The 14,431-nt window shown below is 67.5% G+C and carries 11 protein-coding genes and 2 pseudogenes; 2 read left to right on the top strand and 11 right to left on the bottom strand.

All coding sequences use genetic code 11. The features are described from left to right. Nucleotides 1–97 precede the first annotated feature (97 nt). Together ACZ6R6_RS48480 and ACZ6R6_RS48475 are read right to left on the bottom strand one after the other, a co-directional pair. Nucleotides 98–1,153 carry an NAD-dependent epimerase/dehydratase family protein gene (locus ACZ6R6_RS48480; protein WP_470104222.1) on the bottom strand — a complete coding sequence of 352 codons (1,056 nt, stop codon included), beginning with the start codon at nucleotides 1,151–1,153 and terminating at the stop codon, nucleotides 98–100. Further along, complete coding sequence (locus ACZ6R6_RS48475) at nucleotides 1,150–2,565, bottom strand: nucleotide sugar dehydrogenase (protein ID WP_470104220.1); 1,416 nt, start codon at nucleotides 2,563–2,565, stop codon at nucleotides 1,150–1,152. Before ACZ6R6_RS48475 ends, ACZ6R6_RS48480 begins: the two co-directional genes overlap by 4 nt. A gap of 707 nt (nucleotides 2,566–3,272) precedes the next feature. Between ACZ6R6_RS48475 and ACZ6R6_RS48470 the strand changes: the two genes are divergently transcribed. Beyond that, on the top strand, nucleotides 3,273–5,450 hold the full coding sequence (locus ACZ6R6_RS48470) for a peroxidase family protein (RefSeq protein WP_470104218.1): 2,178 nt from the start codon (nucleotides 3,273–3,275) through the stop codon (nucleotides 5,448–5,450). Between the two features lie 163 nt (nucleotides 5,451–5,613). Here the strand turns inward: ACZ6R6_RS48470 and ACZ6R6_RS48465 are convergent, their stop codons facing one another. The 3 genes from ACZ6R6_RS48465 to ACZ6R6_RS48455 form a co-directional block, all read right to left on the bottom strand. Then, entirely contained in the window at nucleotides 5,614–6,681 is a 1,068-nt protein-coding gene (locus ACZ6R6_RS48465) for a glucose-1-phosphate thymidylyltransferase (RefSeq protein WP_470104216.1), read from the bottom strand. Nucleotides 6,682–6,779: 98 nt separating this feature from the next. Continuing rightward, on the bottom strand, nucleotides 6,780–7,079 hold the full coding sequence (locus ACZ6R6_RS48460) for a hypothetical protein (RefSeq protein ID WP_470104214.1): 300 nt from the start codon (nucleotides 7,077–7,079) through the stop codon (nucleotides 6,780–6,782). A gap of 402 nt (nucleotides 7,080–7,481) precedes the next feature. Continuing rightward, nucleotides 7,482–8,762 carry a MalY/PatB family protein gene (locus ACZ6R6_RS48455; protein ID WP_470104224.1) on the bottom strand — a complete coding sequence of 427 codons (1,281 nt, stop codon included), beginning with the start codon at nucleotides 8,760–8,762 and terminating at the stop codon, nucleotides 7,482–7,484. Nucleotides 8,763–9,301: 539 nt separating this feature from the next. On the opposite strand from ACZ6R6_RS48455, the pseudogene ACZ6R6_RS48450 reads away from it, so the two are divergent. Beyond that, a pseudogene (locus ACZ6R6_RS48450) lies at nucleotides 9,302–9,439 on the top strand (Tn3 family transposase); the annotation flags it as partial. Nucleotides 9,440–9,553: 114 nt separating this feature from the next. Here the strand turns inward: ACZ6R6_RS48450 and ACZ6R6_RS48445 are convergent. From ACZ6R6_RS48445 to ACZ6R6_RS48420, 6 genes and pseudogenes are all read right to left on the bottom strand, one after another. Further along, entirely contained in the window at nucleotides 9,554–10,120 is a 567-nt protein-coding gene (locus ACZ6R6_RS48445; protein WP_470104212.1) for a VanZ family protein, read from the bottom strand. 281 nt (nucleotides 10,121–10,401) lie between these two features. Continuing rightward, a pseudogene (locus ACZ6R6_RS48440) lies at nucleotides 10,402–11,145 on the bottom strand (serine hydrolase domain-containing protein); the annotation flags it as partial. Nucleotides 11,146–11,266: 121 nt separating this feature from the next. Then, nucleotides 11,267–11,449: a serine hydrolase gene (locus ACZ6R6_RS48435; protein ID WP_470104211.1), complete on the bottom strand. Its 183-nt coding sequence runs from the start codon at nucleotides 11,447–11,449 to the stop codon at nucleotides 11,267–11,269. A gap of 788 nt (nucleotides 11,450–12,237) precedes the next feature. Continuing rightward, a complete protein-coding gene (locus tag ACZ6R6_RS48430) occupies nucleotides 12,238–12,633 on the bottom strand; it encodes a sensor histidine kinase (RefSeq protein WP_470104209.1) in 396 nt (131 codons plus the stop codon). A gap of 525 nt (nucleotides 12,634–13,158) precedes the next feature. Continuing rightward, nucleotides 13,159–13,398: a hypothetical protein gene (locus ACZ6R6_RS48425; protein ID WP_470104207.1), complete on the bottom strand. Its 240-nt coding sequence runs from the start codon at nucleotides 13,396–13,398 to the stop codon at nucleotides 13,159–13,161. After that, nucleotides 13,395–13,709, bottom strand: coding sequence for a type II toxin-antitoxin system Phd/YefM family antitoxin (locus ACZ6R6_RS48420; RefSeq protein WP_470104206.1), 315 nt, complete (start codon nucleotides 13,707–13,709; stop codon nucleotides 13,395–13,397). The genes ACZ6R6_RS48425 and ACZ6R6_RS48420 overlap by 4 nt, the downstream gene beginning before the upstream one ends. Nucleotides 13,710–14,431: the final 722 nt, after the last annotated feature.

The raw sequence follows: 14,431 nt of genomic DNA, 5'->3' as shown, positions 1-14,431 counted from the left end.
GGCGGGCGCGCTCGCGGGTGGCGCCCGGTGGGCGGGCGCGGGGGGGCCTTTGCGGGGACCCCTCCGCGCCGGCTCTCGGCTTTTGCGCGCCGGAGGGTCAGGACGCTCCGCTGTCGGGCAGGCCGAGCCACCACGGGCTGGAGCGGGCCCATTCGATGGTCTGCAGGAGTCCCTCGCGCAGCGGGGTCCGGCAGTCCCAGCCCAGGATCTCGCGCGCCTTGGCGTTGTCGGGGACCCGCCGGGACAGGTCCTCATAAGCCGGGCCGAGCCGCTGGCTGGTGTCGACGTCGATGGTCGACGGGCCGGCCCCGGTCAGTTCGGCGATGAGCCGGACGACGTCCCCGACCGTGGTCTCCACCATGCTTCCGACGTTGAAGGACTCTCCGACCGCCTTGGGGTGGGTGGCGGCCAGGATGGTGCCCTCGATGGCGTCGTCGACGAAGGTGAAGCACCGTGTCTGCCGCCCCTGGTCGTAGACCACCATGGACCGCCCGTTGAGCGCCCGGTGGATCGACCGGCTGACGATGTAGGCGGGACGCTGGCGGGGGCCGTACACGTTGAAGTAGCGCACGATGGTGGCCTCCAGCCCGTGCTGGCGGGCGAAGGCGAAGGTGAGGTGCTCGGCCAGCGCCTTGCCCGAGGAGTAGGACCAGCGGTCGGAGGAGGTGGCGCCGAGCACCCGGTCGCTGTCTTCGCGCCACGGCACGGCGGGGTTCTTGCCGAAGACCTCGCTGGTGCTGGCCAGGATGACTTTCGCGCCGGTCCGGTGGGCGAGGTCCAGCACGTTGCGGGTGCCGGTGAAGTTGATGTCGATGACGTCCATCGGGCGGGCCAGGTACTGGTCGACGCCGACGACCGCGGCCAGGTGATAGACGATGTCGGTCCCGGGGGTGATCGCCTCGGCGAGTTTCGCCGGATCGCGGATGTCGCCCTCGACGTGTCTGGCGTGCTGCCCGGTGGAGGTCTTCGACGGCGGTGCGCCGTCGAAGACGGTGACCTGGTCGCCTTGTGCGATGAGCCGCTCCACCAGGTGGCTGCCGACGAAGCCGCTCCCACCGGTGACGACCACCCGGGAGGGGCGGTGCACCTGGCCGTTGTGGGGCTTGTCGGTCGTGGGGCCCGCGGCGCCGCCGCTCTCGTGCGCGGCGCTCATGAGCCCGACTCCACGTAGAGCGCGGCCACGGGGCCCTCGACGAGGCGCGAGACCGGCGCCACCGGGTAGCTGTGCGGGTCGGGGGCGACGGGGGCGCCCACCCGTCCGATCCCCTGGTAGAGGTAGCCCAGGCGGCGCAGTGAGGCGATCTTCTCTTTGGAGTAGTAGGCCCGCCCGTCCAGCAGCAGGCATGATCGGGCGACGGGCAGCGCCGCGAAGTCGATGTCCTCGAACTCCCGGTGCAGTGCCAGTACGGCGATGCAGTCGGCGTCCTGCACGGCCTCCTGCAGGCTCGCCGCGGGTGTGATGCCGAACAGTTCCTCGGCGTGGGCGACGTCGACCAGCGGGTCGAAGATGCGCACCTGGGCGCCGGCCTCGACCAGGGTCTCGACCACTCCCCGCGTCGGGGTGGCCCGCAGGTCACCGGTGTTGTTCTTGAAGGCCAGGCCCAGCACGGCCACCTTCGCGGTCGCCGGGTTCTTGCCCAGTTTGACCAGCTCGTCGATGGCGAGCTGCGCGGTGTACTCCGGCATCCCCGCGTTGACCTCGCGGCCGGCCGGCGCGGTCAGGATCTCCACGCCGCGCCGGCGGGCCGAACGCCACACCATCCACGGGTCCTTGGTCAGGCAGGAGCCGCCCACGCCGACGCTGGGCAGCAGGATGTTGACCGTGCCCTTGCCCTTGGGGATCGTGTTGGCCGCGGCGATGACGTCCAGCACGTCCACGTCGTACAGGGCGCAGAACTTGGCCAGCTCGTTGGCGAGGGCGATGTTGAGGTCGATCCACCAGTTGTCGGCGAGTTTGACGATCTCGGCCGATTCCAGGGAGTCCAGCGGGATCACCTCGACCCCGAGGACCCTGTGCCAGAACGCCGCCACGTCCCGGGTGCTGTCCGGCTCCAGCCCGCCGGCCACGATGGGGAAGGTGCGCAGCTCGGCCAGGGCGGTGCCCTCGGCGAGCCGTTCCGGGGTGAAGGCCAGTCCGAAGTCCACACCGCCGATGAGCCCGCTCTGCTCCAGCAGCGGCAGCACGACATCTCGGGTCGTGCCCGGCGGCACGGTGCTCTTGAGCACCACCAGCTGACCCTGGCGGAGGTGGCGGCTCAGCTCCAGGCACGCGCCGCGCAGCTGCTCGTCGGCCAGCGACCCCTTCTCGCGGATCGGGGTGCCGACCGCGATCAGCACGACGTCGGCGCTACCGAGTTCGGCGCTGTCGGTGGTGACGCGCAGCCGCCCGGTTGTCACCCCGCGAAAGATCATGTCGGCCAGCCCCTGCTCCTGGAACCGGCAGTAGCCGCGGGCCAGTTCCTCGATCAGCCGGGGATCGGTGTCCACGCCGACGACGTCGAAGCCGCGGTCGGCCAGTGTCGCCGCGATGCACGAGCCGACATACCCAAAGCCGATGACTGCCACTTTAAGGTTTTCACGGTCGGGCAGAAAACGCATCTACGTCTCCAATCGAGAGAAATACGGGGTCGATCCTTCGTCATCAGTGAGCGGCGACCTGAATTCTCCGTTGGGGCGTGCTGGCGTAGGTTTCCGAGAAAGTATGAGAGAAACAGACCGAACCCCGATAGACAGCCGAGTGATCTCGCGTCGCCACCAAATGATCGCTGCTTTCTCGTTTGGCCATCGGCCGCCCTGGATCCGTCGATCCTCAGCCCATCGTCATCCCGGCCGCTCTACGCTGCATCTCCTGGCTTGCCCAACCGCCGGAGCGCGCCGGCTGCGGCGTCGGCGGCCGGCCCGGGACGCCCGGAGGCGGCACATGTGAGGCCGTCTCGGCGGTGCCGCGGAGGGCTGCGGATCGGCGGCCCTCCCGTGTGCCGCGACCCGGCAGCCGATACCCGCCTCTATCTGCCGATATGGGCCTTTTGTGGCGGGATGGTCAGGGCAGGCACGGCACGTTCCGGGGGGCTGTGACCGCCGGTTCAGCGGCGGCCGTGCCGGCCGGCATGGTCACCGCGGAGGGTTACGGCATATCCGCAAAGCACCCACAAATCCACGCATATTCCGCAATTCAGAAGATGTGGTGTCGAGAGGCTGGGTGTGAGGCTGCACGGGATAACGATTCTCCGGCGGAACCGCCGCGGTCATCGGTGTGTGGAGAGGAGAACACCATGCGTGCATTCGCGCGCCCTGGTCGCCATCGGACCCGGCGTGGAAGAGCGCTCTCGCTCGTCGCGCTCGTGGTCGCCGGCGGACTGAGCATGAACGGCACCGCCCACGCCGACGACGGCGGGGCCTCGGACCGCCCGATCCTGGGCATCTGGGAGGCGCAGAGCCTCAGCGGTGCCAAGAACAACCGATCCCACCCCGACTGGGGTGTGGCAGGGGCGCTCTACCCCCGGCTGGCCCCGGCGCGCTACGCCGACGGACTCAACCAGCCGGCCGCCGGGCCCAACGCCCGGTACGTGAGCAACCGTGTCTTCAACGACACCAACCAGAATCTGTACTCCGAGCGCAACGTCAGCCAGTGGGGATTCGTCTGGGGTCAGTTCCTCGACCACACCATGGCGCAGCGGCTCGGCCGGCGGGGGACCGGCGACCCCGGGGAGGCGTTGAACACCCCCTTCGACAAAAACGACCCGCTTGAGAAGTTCCGCAACGACCTCGGGGTCATCTTCTTCGAGCGTTCCGCCCCCGCCCCCGGCAGCGGTGTCACCAGCGCCCGCGACCAGATCAACACGATCAGTTCCTACATCGAGGCCTCGGCCGTCTACGGAGACACCGACGCGCGCCTGGACTGGATGCGTGAGGGCAGCGTGGACGGCAACCCGGACAACAACGACGCGCGGCTGCTGATGCCGGGCAACTATCTGCCCCGGCGAGACAGCCGCGGCAACCCCGACACCGCGCCGGCGATGGTCATCGGCGGCCAGCTGTTCACCAAGCCGACCCGGGCCGCCGTCACCGGCGATCAGCGGGCCAACGAGAACCCCGCGCTGCTGGCCACACAGACGCTGTTCGCCCGCGAGCACAACCGGATCGTCTCCCTGCTGCCGAGCTGGGTGTCGCAGCAGGACAAGTTCCAGATCGCCCGGGCCGTCGTCATCGCCGAGCAGCAGTACGTCACCTACAACGAGTTCCTGCCCACGCTGGGTGTGACGCTGCCTCCCTACAGGGGATACAAGCCGAAGGTGGACGCGACGGTCACCAACGAGTTCGCGACCGTCGGATACCGCGGGCACAGCCAGATCCGCCCCAAGTTCAGGATCACCGCCGAGACCGGCCGCTACAGCCAGGCCACGCTGGACGCGCTGAGAGCGATGAACATCGACGTCGTGGTCAAGGACGACGAAGTCGAACTGGCCATCCCACTCGGCGAGGACGCCTTCTTCAACCCCGACCTCCTGGAGATGCTCCAGCTGGGCCCCATGCTGCACGGCATCGGCCTGAAGGCGCAGAACAAGAACGACGAGCAGATCAACAACCTGCTGCGCAGCGCGGGCTTCGAGCTCTCGGGCAACCCGCTGTGCGGCGACGACCCGACGCTGCCGGACTGTGTCGTCGGTGTGACGGACCTGGGCGCGCTCGACATCGAGCGGGGCCGCGACCACGGCATGCCGACCTACAACCAGCTGCGTCAGGCGTACGGCCTGCCGGCGAAGACCTCGTTCAAGGCCATCACCGGTGAGGCGTCCGATGCGTTCCCGTCCGACCCGTTGCTGACCCCCGGCAACGAGATCAACGACCCCGACAGCATGGACTTCACGCAGCTGTTCGACATCAACGGCAACCCGACCACGGCCGGGGCGGACAACGCCACCAGTGGTGTGCGCCGCACGCCGCTGGCCGCGCGGCTCAAGGCGGTCTACGGCGACGTGGCCGATGTCGACGCCTTCGTCGGCATGATCGCTGAGCCGCACCTGTCGGGCCGGGAGTTCGGTGAGACGCAGCTGGCGATCTGGACGAAGGAGTTCACGGCGCTGCGCGACGGCGACCGGTTCTTCCACGCCAACGACCCGCTGCTGCCCTTCATCCGGAAGGTCTTCGGGATCGACTACCGCAAGCCGCTCGGTGACATCATCGCCCTGAACACTGACATCCCGCGGGGCAGCATGTCCCCGAACGTGTTCTTCACCCCGCAGGCCCAGCAGCAGGGCAAGGCGGCCCCGACCCCGTCGGCCGCCGAGCCGGTGGTGCCCAACTCCTCCACCCGGGCCGGTAACGGCCGCGCCGCCACCTTCCGGGCACCCGGGGGACCGGCCGCACTGCCGGTCGGGCAGGCGCCCGGCGTGTCGCTGGCCCGCCGGGCACGGCGCAGGACCCCGCCCGGCACCGGCGCGGAGAGCTGATCACCGCGACGGCCCCCTGAACGGATGTACGGCCTCGCCGCCGGTAGTGGCTCGGAGCTGAAGTCCCTGCCACCGCCGGCGGCGTTGAGCGTTGCGCGGAAGGCGCGTCCCCCGCAGCGGGTCGCCCTCGCCGCCTCGGGTGCGTCGGGCCTGTCCCGGCCGCCTAGGCGGCTATCTCGATCCGCCCGTGGTCGCCGACCACCAGACGATGGCTGTCTTGACCGCGGCCGCCGGGACCGACGGTGGCGAAACGGCCGATGAGCGAGCCGCGCAGGCCGGTGACCTCGGAGATCGACGCGCTGTCCAGCACGATGGAGTCGGCCAGGCGCGCCGCGCGCAGCACGCAGTCACGGCCGATGGAGGTGTTCGGCCCGATGTGGCTGTCCTCGATCAGGGTGTTCGCGCCGATGATCACCGGTCCCTCGATCCGGGACCGGACCACGCGGGCTCCTGGCTCGATGACGACCCCGCCGTTGACCCTGCTGGCGGCGTCGACCTCTCCGGCGATGCCGGCGTCCAGTCCGCCGAGCAGCCGGCTGTTGCACTCCAGCAGGTCCTCGATGTTGCCGGTGTCCTTCCAGTAACCGTCGTACTCGCTGGCCTTGACCTCGGCTCCCTGGGTGAGGAGCCATTGGATCGCGTCGGTGATCTCCAGCTCGCCGCGGGCGCTCGGCCGGATGGCGGCGACCGCCTGGTGAACGGCCGCGGTGAAGAAGTAGACGCCGATGAGGGCCAGATCGCTGCGCGGCTGCTGCGGCTTCTCCACCAGCCGTTGCACCGTGCCGTCCGCGGCCAGCTCCGCGACCCCGAAGGCCCGGGGATCGGCGACCTTGCGCACCACGATCTGCGCGGCCGGGCGCCTGGCGCGGAACTCCTCGGCGATGGACACCACCCCGTCCGGCAGGATGTTGTCACCCAGATACATCACGAAGTCGTCATCGCCGAGGTAGTCCCGCGCCGTCGTCACACAGTGCGCCAGCCCCAGCGGCCGATGCTGCTGCAGATAGGTGATGCGCGCTCCGAAACGGGAGCCGTCCCCGACGGCTTCGGCGATCTCCGCCGCCCAGTCGCCGACGATCACACCGATCTCGGTCACGCCCAGGTCGCGGATGTTGTGCAGCACGTGTTCCAGAACCGGCCTGTTCGCGACCGGGATGAGCTGTTTCGGCATGGAGTAACTGAAAGGGCGTAGTCGGGTACCCGATCCGCCGGCCAACACCAGAGCCTTCATGAGAATGCTTCCTTTGCCGCAGTAGAGGTTCGCAATAGAGGTTGTCCTGTCGGCATGTCCGCCCTCGGCCTCAGGCGCCGGAGGCGAGGCCGTCACCGCTACGCGGCGCGGAGCCCTGCTGACTCGGCGAGGACGACGCGGGAGGTGCGGTGCACTTCGGCGTGCCGGCTCTGCGTGCATCGGTTGCACCGGTTGCTGGGCTCCGACGGCCGGACAGGGCTGATGTGAGCCGGAGGCGCCGGATCGAACTCGTGCCGGAAGACGTCGATCGCCTTCTGCAGGCTGAGCGTGATCCGCCGCTGCTCCTCGGCCTCACGCATCAGGGTGGTACACCGCTCGCGGAGCTCGACGAGTTCGCGTTCCTCGACGACCGTCCTGTCAGCTGGATGATCAATCATTTCCTCTCCAGAATGTTCGCGCCCCAGATGGCTGAATCGACCTCACAAGCGCCGGGTCGCTCATCCCGGGCCCCGGTCCCGCGGCCGCGCCTGCCGCGGGACCGGGGCCGGCGGGCGGAAAGCCCGCGCGGCCACGGCTGGTCATGATGTAGGAGAAATGTCAGAAACAGATGGAACGGTAATCGCCGTTATTGCTCGGCTGCACTATCGCAATTTACCGGCGAGGTGGCCAGACCGGCATTTCTTGACCTCCCTTTCCATCTATCCCTCGCACCATCAACTCTGCACGTCCCGCAGCCAGGAAACCAGATAAATCAAAGTCAGCATGTTGCCTGCCGGTAGCCACTTCCTGCCGGCCCGGCGCGGACAAGGCGAAGGTCACCGGCCGGATCGATTCCGGAGTCAAGGATCGCTCCCGTGATCACACGGTGAATTCGGCAACGGGATGATCTGGGGGGAGGAACAACGGTCGTCGAGACTGAGCGCCGCCAGATCGCGGACGCTCCGGCACGGCCCGTTGAGCGAGGCGGCCATGCGCCGGACCCCCTCGACGATCTGCTGGGGGGAGGTGGCGAAGTTGAATCTGACGAAACCCCGCCCGGGCGCGCCGAACCTGAAACCGGGTGAGAGCGCGACCCTGCCATGACGCAGGAACACCGCGGCCGGATCCTCACCGAGGCCGAGGGCCCGGCAGTCCAGCCAGGCCAGGTAGGTCGCCTGAGGCGGGCGGTAGCCGACTGCGGGCAGATGTTCGGCCAACAGGTCGGCCAGGAGCCACCGGTTGGTGTCCAGGCCGGTCAGCAGATCGGTGAGCCAGGGCTCCCCGGCGGTGAACGCGGCCTCGGAGGCGATCACACCGAGCAGGCCGGCGCACTCGCTGACCTCCTGATGGATGGCGGCGACGTCAGCGTGGGCCTCAGGGCCGAAGATGGCCAGAGCCGCCTTGAGGCCGGCCAGGTTCCAGGCCTTGGCCGCCGAGACGAAAGTGATCGACCGGGCCGCGGCCGAGGTGTTCAGGGAGGCGAACGGCACATGCCGTACGCCGGGATAGGTCAACGGCGCGTGGACCTCGTCCACGATGATCCGGACCCCGTAACGGTCGCCGAGTTCGGCGACGGCCAGCAGCTCGCCGCGGCTGAGCACGAGACCGGTGGGGTTGTGCGGGTTGCATAACAGATAGGCCTCCGCCCCCGTGGCGAAGTCCCGTTCCAGCCGATCCAGGTCGAGCCGGTAGCCGTGCGGGCCAGGTGAGAGCGGATTGTCCACCACACGGCGGCCGATGCGCTCCAGCCAGTAGAAGAACGACGGGTAGCCGGGAGTGTTGACCACCACACGGGCACCCGGGTCGGTGACCAGGCTCAGCGTCTCGACGATCCCGGTCATGACATCCGGCACCAGCCGCATGCCGGACGGCTCGGGATGCCAGCCGTAGCGCCGGGAGGCGAAGCCGGCGAACGCCTCCGGCAGCCGTCCGGCGACCGCGTAGCCGGTGTCGCCGTGGGCGATGGCGGAGGTCAGTGCGGAGGCGATGGGTTCGGCGAGGGGCGTGTCCATCTCCGCCACCCACATGGGCAGCACGTCCGGCGGGCACTCCCGCCATTTGACGCTGCGTCGTTCTCGTAGCTGGTCCAGGGGGTAGGCGGTGAGCGGGCTGTCGATCCGATCGGCACCGGCGTGGGTCACGTTGGTCAAGGGGATGTCCCTCCATTTCTCGGACTGCGCTGTGGAGCACGTGGTTTCAGGGTGGTTCCGATCGGCAGGAAGGCTCCGCCGGCGAGTACGGCCCGCCATGAGATGCGATGCTCCGTCCGTGAACTCGGTGATGAAGGGATCGCCCGGCGTTCTGTCCCACCGGATGGAATTCACGCCGGACGTGCGATGGAGGGCCGGTAGAACACTCGACGTACAAACGCGGTTTCCTGCGGATCACAGTGCATCCGCCCGATCCACGTACAGTGAGAACTTCATCGAACTACCGATTATTCAAATGGTCCTTCCTCATATAAATGTGATCCGTCATAAACGACTCTGCGCGCTTTACGTGCCATAAACCAGACAGAACGGAGCCAGCAAGTTGCCTGTTGATGACCGCTTCCTGCCACCTATTGCGCACAACGCCCCGGCCAACAGAAACGACAATCCCTCCACGGCCGGATGGTGAGAACAACAGCCGGAGAAAGAAATTTTCTGCCTGCCGACCTCGTCGAAGGAGGCATCGCTTTCGGTGGGACATCATCGTCCACAACTACGACCTGATGATGAAGTACGCCACCGCGATCCGGCTGCGCACCGCGTCCACCGAGGCCCTGCTGCGCCGGTTCACCAGCGAGACCACCCACCCGGCCTACGCCGCCATGCTGATCGACACGCTGATGATCCAGGACACCCTGGCGCTGCCGCAGTGGCGGGGGTTTCGTCACGCACCTGGAGGGCGGGCAGGTCGACCTGCCCGGCCAGCGGCCGATTGGACCAGATCACCTCGGTGGCGTGGTGGCCGCGGGCGTTGCTGTGGTTGGCCGACGGACCGACGCTCTGGCCATAGTGCGCCACCAGCGCCGCGACGCCAGCGCGGCCAGCCCGGCGCCGGCGGTGTTGAGCAATACGTCGTCCACAGAGGAGACCCGGTCCAGCTGCAGGAGATACTGTGCGACCTCCACCAGGACCGAGCAGCCCGCCGCGAGCGCGAGGATCCGCGGTACCGACGCCAGCGCCGCGAACCGCAACGGGGCGAAGAACCCCAGCGCCGCGAACACCAGCAGGTTTCCGACGACCTGGCCCGTCGCCGTCACCGGCCCGCCGGCGAGGATCGTGAGCAGGTCCCGCAGCGGTACCAGACTCACCCGACCGGGGACGGCGCCGGCCCGGCCGCCCGGCAACATGATCATCCATACCCAGGGCACCGTCCCGTAGACGATGCCGACCTCGGCCAGCGACGTGCGCCACGCCCACGCCGGCGTGGTGCCGGTGACACTCCGACGGCGTGCCAGAGCCCACACCGCCAGCGAGGCCAACGGCAGTACGGCCACCGTGATGAGCGCCACGCCAGTGAACGTACCGACCCAGCCGTGCCGCCCCTTGATCACGCTACTTCCGCTTCCGTCCGACCGCGAAACCTAGCCGCAGGTCAGAATGGTCTCTTCGATGTACCAACAGATGTGACGGTCGTCCGTCTGTCCCCCGCACCGTGTTGGATGCGGTGGAGTTCCTGAAGGCCAATCGGCGCCGGGGCGGTGCCAGCGCCAGCCGATGGTGCCCTGCGCGAGCCTGGCATGCCGGGCTCAGGAGATCCCTTCTCTCGGTGTCGGCCGGCGGTGGCCGCGCGTCAGCGCTGGCCGGTGACGGTCTGCATCTCCTGTTTGAGGATCTCCTGCGTCGGCAGGCCGTCGTAGTTGCTGAGAACGACGCCGACCCAGTCGGTGTCCGGGTAGATGTGCCAGTTGGCGCTGCTGCCGGGGTTGACGCCGCCGCGCCCGATCACCCACTGGCCGTTGATGAGCTTGGCCGGCATCGCGTAGGCCTCGAACGACGGGTGGGCGGGCGCGGGCCCGCCGTCCTTGCCCTCCCCGTGGGGAATCTTGGCCCCGGTGAACAGCTCGGCGAAGGGCTGCTCCAGCACCGTGCCGCTGCGCAGCGCGTGCGCGAACCGAACCAGATCCGGCGCGGTGGCGAAGCCGCCGTCCCCGGCGTGATCGATGAAGCTGCGGCCCGGGTTCTTGCCTGGTTCGCGCGGGCTCGGGCTGCCCTTGTCCAGGTTACGGACGGCGTCCACCCGGCTGCCGTCGGCCTGCAGCATGTACGAGTGCGCGATGTGCTCGTCGGTGAGCCACTGCGGCCTGGTGTAGAACGCCGAGCCGGTCATGCCGGAGCGCCCGAAGATGTGTTCGTGCACGTAGTCCCAGTACGTCGTGCCGGTCACGGCCTCCACGATCTGCGCGGCGATGGCGAAAACGGCGCCGGTGTTGCCGAAGCCCGTACCGGGGACGGCCTCCAGCTTCGCCTGCCGGGTCCACTGCTGGTAGAACTCGTGCACCTCCTCCCGGCTGTGGAAGATGCGTTGCAGGTCCTGCTCCGGGTGGTGTGCTGGTGAGCAGGTGGTGGATGGTCACCAGCTCGGCGATCTCCTTGGCGAAGCCCTTCAGGTAGGTGCCCACCGTGTCCGACAGCCTCACCTTGCCCCGCTGCGCCAACTACAAGATGGCCACCGCGGAGAACGGCTTGACCGCCGAGCCGAGGTTGACCGCGACGCCCTCGTGGTTACGGATCTCCTTCTCCTTGTCGGCCATGCCGTAGCTGCGGGACAGCACGGTCCGGCCCCGGTGCGACAGCAGCACCACGCCGGAGAACCTGTCCTCAGCGGCCAGCTTCGCCATGTACCGGTCGTAGGCTCCGCCAGGCCGGGTGTCCGGCGGGATCCGGTCGTGCCCGGACGGGTTCGGGCGCGACGAGTGCGTCGGGGCCGGTGGGGGCCGGGCTGGGCGCCCACCAGCGGCGCGCCGGCCGCCACCACGCCGGCGGCCGCCAGCCCGCTCCACCCGAGCAGCCGCCGGTCGACACCACGTCCGGAGTCCGAGTCCATGATCACGGTCCTTTCCTGATCGACAAACTGACCGTTGATGCGCTGTGGTCGATGCCTCCACTGAAGACGGAGGACTGTTGCGGTGGTGTATGCGATTTTCGATACGCCCGCGATACACCGGATCCCCGGCTCAGGGAACTGGCGCAAGCCGGCAGTGAGAGGGTCCTGCCGCTGCGGTCGTGACGGCCCGGCTACTGCAGCTGCTGGACGACTCGTCCTAAAACACAGCAGGCCGAGCATTCAGGACGAGCTCGCCGTCACACCCGCACATCTGTCCTGGACCGTGAACGCCTGGGAACCGCGGCGGCGGGACGCGCATCCACCCGAGGGTCTAGACGGGTCCGCCCAAGCGGATGGCGGAGCCGGCCACAGAACCGTTGCCGCTGGGTGGATTCCCTGGAGGAATCGACAGGCCGTTCGGCCGCCTGTTCCTGCCAACCCTGGCCATGGTCGCTGAGTTCGAGGCCAACCGGGGGCACCTGCGCACCCGCGAGGGCATGGCCCTGACCAAGCGCCAGAGCAAGCTCAAAGGCAAAGCAGCCCCAAACTCCCCCAATCCGCGCAGCGGTCGATCCGCCGCCGTTACGCCACCGGCGGAGGCCCGTTCGGGGACGATGCGTGCGGCGTGCCGGGAAGTCGAATCGTGAAGAGGAGACCGCCGGTGGAGCGAGGTGTGAGGTCGAAGGTCCCGTTGTGCGCTCGGACGATGCTGTGCACGATGGCCAGCCCGAGGCCGACGCCGGCATGCTCGTCGGTGCGTATGCGTTCTGTTCCGCGCTGGAAGGGTTTGGTGAGGGTCGGTACCAGTTCTGATGGGAGCCGATGGCCCGCGTCCGCGCCTTCCTGGTCTGGCTGGAGGGTAGTGAACTGGACGGCGACCCGCTCACCGACGCTCACGACCGCGACTTCGCCGTCCGCGGCCACAAGTCCCGCATGAAGACCGTCCTCGGCCGCGCCACGAACACCGTCAACGCCCACCTCACCGCCCTGGACGACACCGACCTCTCCCCCTGTCCGCGCGCAAGGGAAAGGTCATCGTCCGGTCCGGCAAGGGCGAGGCGTCCCGCGAGGTCCCGCTCATCGACACCACTGCCCGGACCGCCCACATCCTCCGCATACCCTCGCCACCAACCTGCTCCGCCGGCATCGACATCGTCGAGGTTGCCGAGATCCTCGCTCATGCCCGCTCGACACCACCCGGCACAGAGATCTCCGTACGGCCAGGCGGGGTTCAGCCGGATCCACAGCAAGCATCGTCTGAAGCTTTCGTAGCCCCGTGCAAGTTGGCCGCCAGGACGTGAACTGAACGGTCAGCCGCGAGGGCGTCGGCGATGGCGAACTGCCCTGTGACCCTCGACCTTCTTGCCTGCGCCGAAGCCACGGATGATGGCCAGGACGCTGTCAGCCGGGTTGATCGACCGCGAGTCGGTCAACCCGGCCATGGGCTCCTCACTCTTGACCTTCGGCCCGTCCACAGCGCGCGAGGCCTGATGCATACGGCACTCAGGTGTTGGCACGGACGACCCAGACAGAAACGTGATCCTCACCATGGGTGTAGCGCAGGGTAAAAGAGTCCGTCACGATCTCGAAGGCATCAGGGATCATGCCGTAGGGACGCGCACCAAGAGGCTCCGGCTCATCGACCAGGCCATAGACGGTGTCGAGGACGGTGATACGCAAGCCCGGCGGTAACGCCAGAACGGCCTGCTCAGCCTGGGGATCGAAAAGGACTCGCCGTTTCAACGGCGTTCGCCCGGATGGGAGACGCCGAAGTGACTGTACATCTGCTCGGCGGTCTCGAAAGCGACCGGCGGGGTCTCTCCGCGCCCGGCGGCCGCGATCCGATCCTGGAACTCGGCGATCTCACGTTCGGCACGCAGCTTCTGGAGCTCGGTGTAGTCGTCCTCACTGATGAGTACGGCATGCTCGTCAGCTGACCGGCTGATTCTCACAGGGACGTGGGCATGAACTGCGCGGGAGACCAATGTGCCCAGGCGCTTGCGCGCCTCGACGATTCCGATCTGTTCCATATCCATGTGAGCATAGTAGTTCATGTGTTCAATGTGTACACTCCTTCAGAGGCGCTGCTGTGGTGGTGACTGTGAGTGAAGTCCTGGATGTCCGCAGAACAAGCCAGTTAGTGCAGCGTCCGCCGACCAGAGTCGCGATGGACGAGAGGTGACTGAAGCCGGTGCTCATGGACCAGGCGAGGCAAGGTGGATAGGGTGCCGGATGCCTTTTGGTGGGGGGCGGCTGAGCAAGTTGTGGATGGGCCACCCGTTAGGCAGAGTACTGATACACAAGCATATAAATTTTCAATAGCTTAAATGTTAATTATTTATATACCTAGTTACTTGTAACTAGGTTGTTTTGTTGAATCTAGGTACTATGTCCACCGAAGATCAGTGCAAGGCTTGGTGGAGCAGCCCTGGTAGATCGAGTGCCCCAGAAGAAGATCACATAGGGACATGGACGCCTGGTGATAGCCGGCCGGCGCGAAGCGCAGGCCGGCTATCACCAGTTGAGCCTCGCCTTAGCGTGGCCTCGATATCGATATGAAACAATCATCGTGCATTTATGCAGTTCACAGAGTTAACTAGCGGCTTTCAGTCATTCGTTAGCGAAGCTAACGAGACGATGAAGGTCGAGCGCGAAGCGCGAAGATCGTCTGTGACAGATCTATGTGGGGACCAGCATTTCCGAACCGGGCGCTTTAGCGCCCGGGATAAGTTATGCGGTGCCCAACGCGAAGCGTTGGGCCAAGCCGGAGGCGCGG

The sequence above is a fragment of the Streptosporangium sp. NPDC048886 genome, from assembly GCF_055586905.1.
Note: the sequence above shows the minus strand (reverse complement) of the source record. Positions and strands in the feature narration are given on the sequence as shown.

Excerpts from the sequence above, each read along its gene's own strand:
- ACZ6R6_RS48465 (WP_470104216.1), bottom strand. The coding sequence starts at position 6,681 with ATGAAGGCTCTGGTGTTGGCCGGCGGATCGGGTACCCGACTACGCCCT.
- ACZ6R6_RS48420 (WP_470104206.1), bottom strand. The coding sequence starts at position 13,709 with ATGAACTACTATGCTCACATGGATATGGAACAGATCGGAATCGTCGAG.
- ACZ6R6_RS48435 (WP_470104211.1), bottom strand. The coding sequence starts at position 11,449 with ATGGCGAAGCTGGCCGCTGAGGACAGGTTCTCCGGCGTGGTGCTGCTG.
- ACZ6R6_RS48470 (WP_470104218.1), top strand. The coding sequence starts at position 3,273 with ATGCGTGCATTCGCGCGCCCTGGTCGCCATCGGACCCGGCGTGGAAGA.
- ACZ6R6_RS48460 (WP_470104214.1), bottom strand. The coding sequence starts at position 7,079 with ATGATTGATCATCCAGCTGACAGGACGGTCGTCGAGGAACGCGAACTC.
- ACZ6R6_RS48480 (WP_470104222.1), bottom strand. The coding sequence starts at position 1,153 with ATGAGCGCCGCGCACGAGAGCGGCGGCGCCGCGGGCCCCACGACCGAC.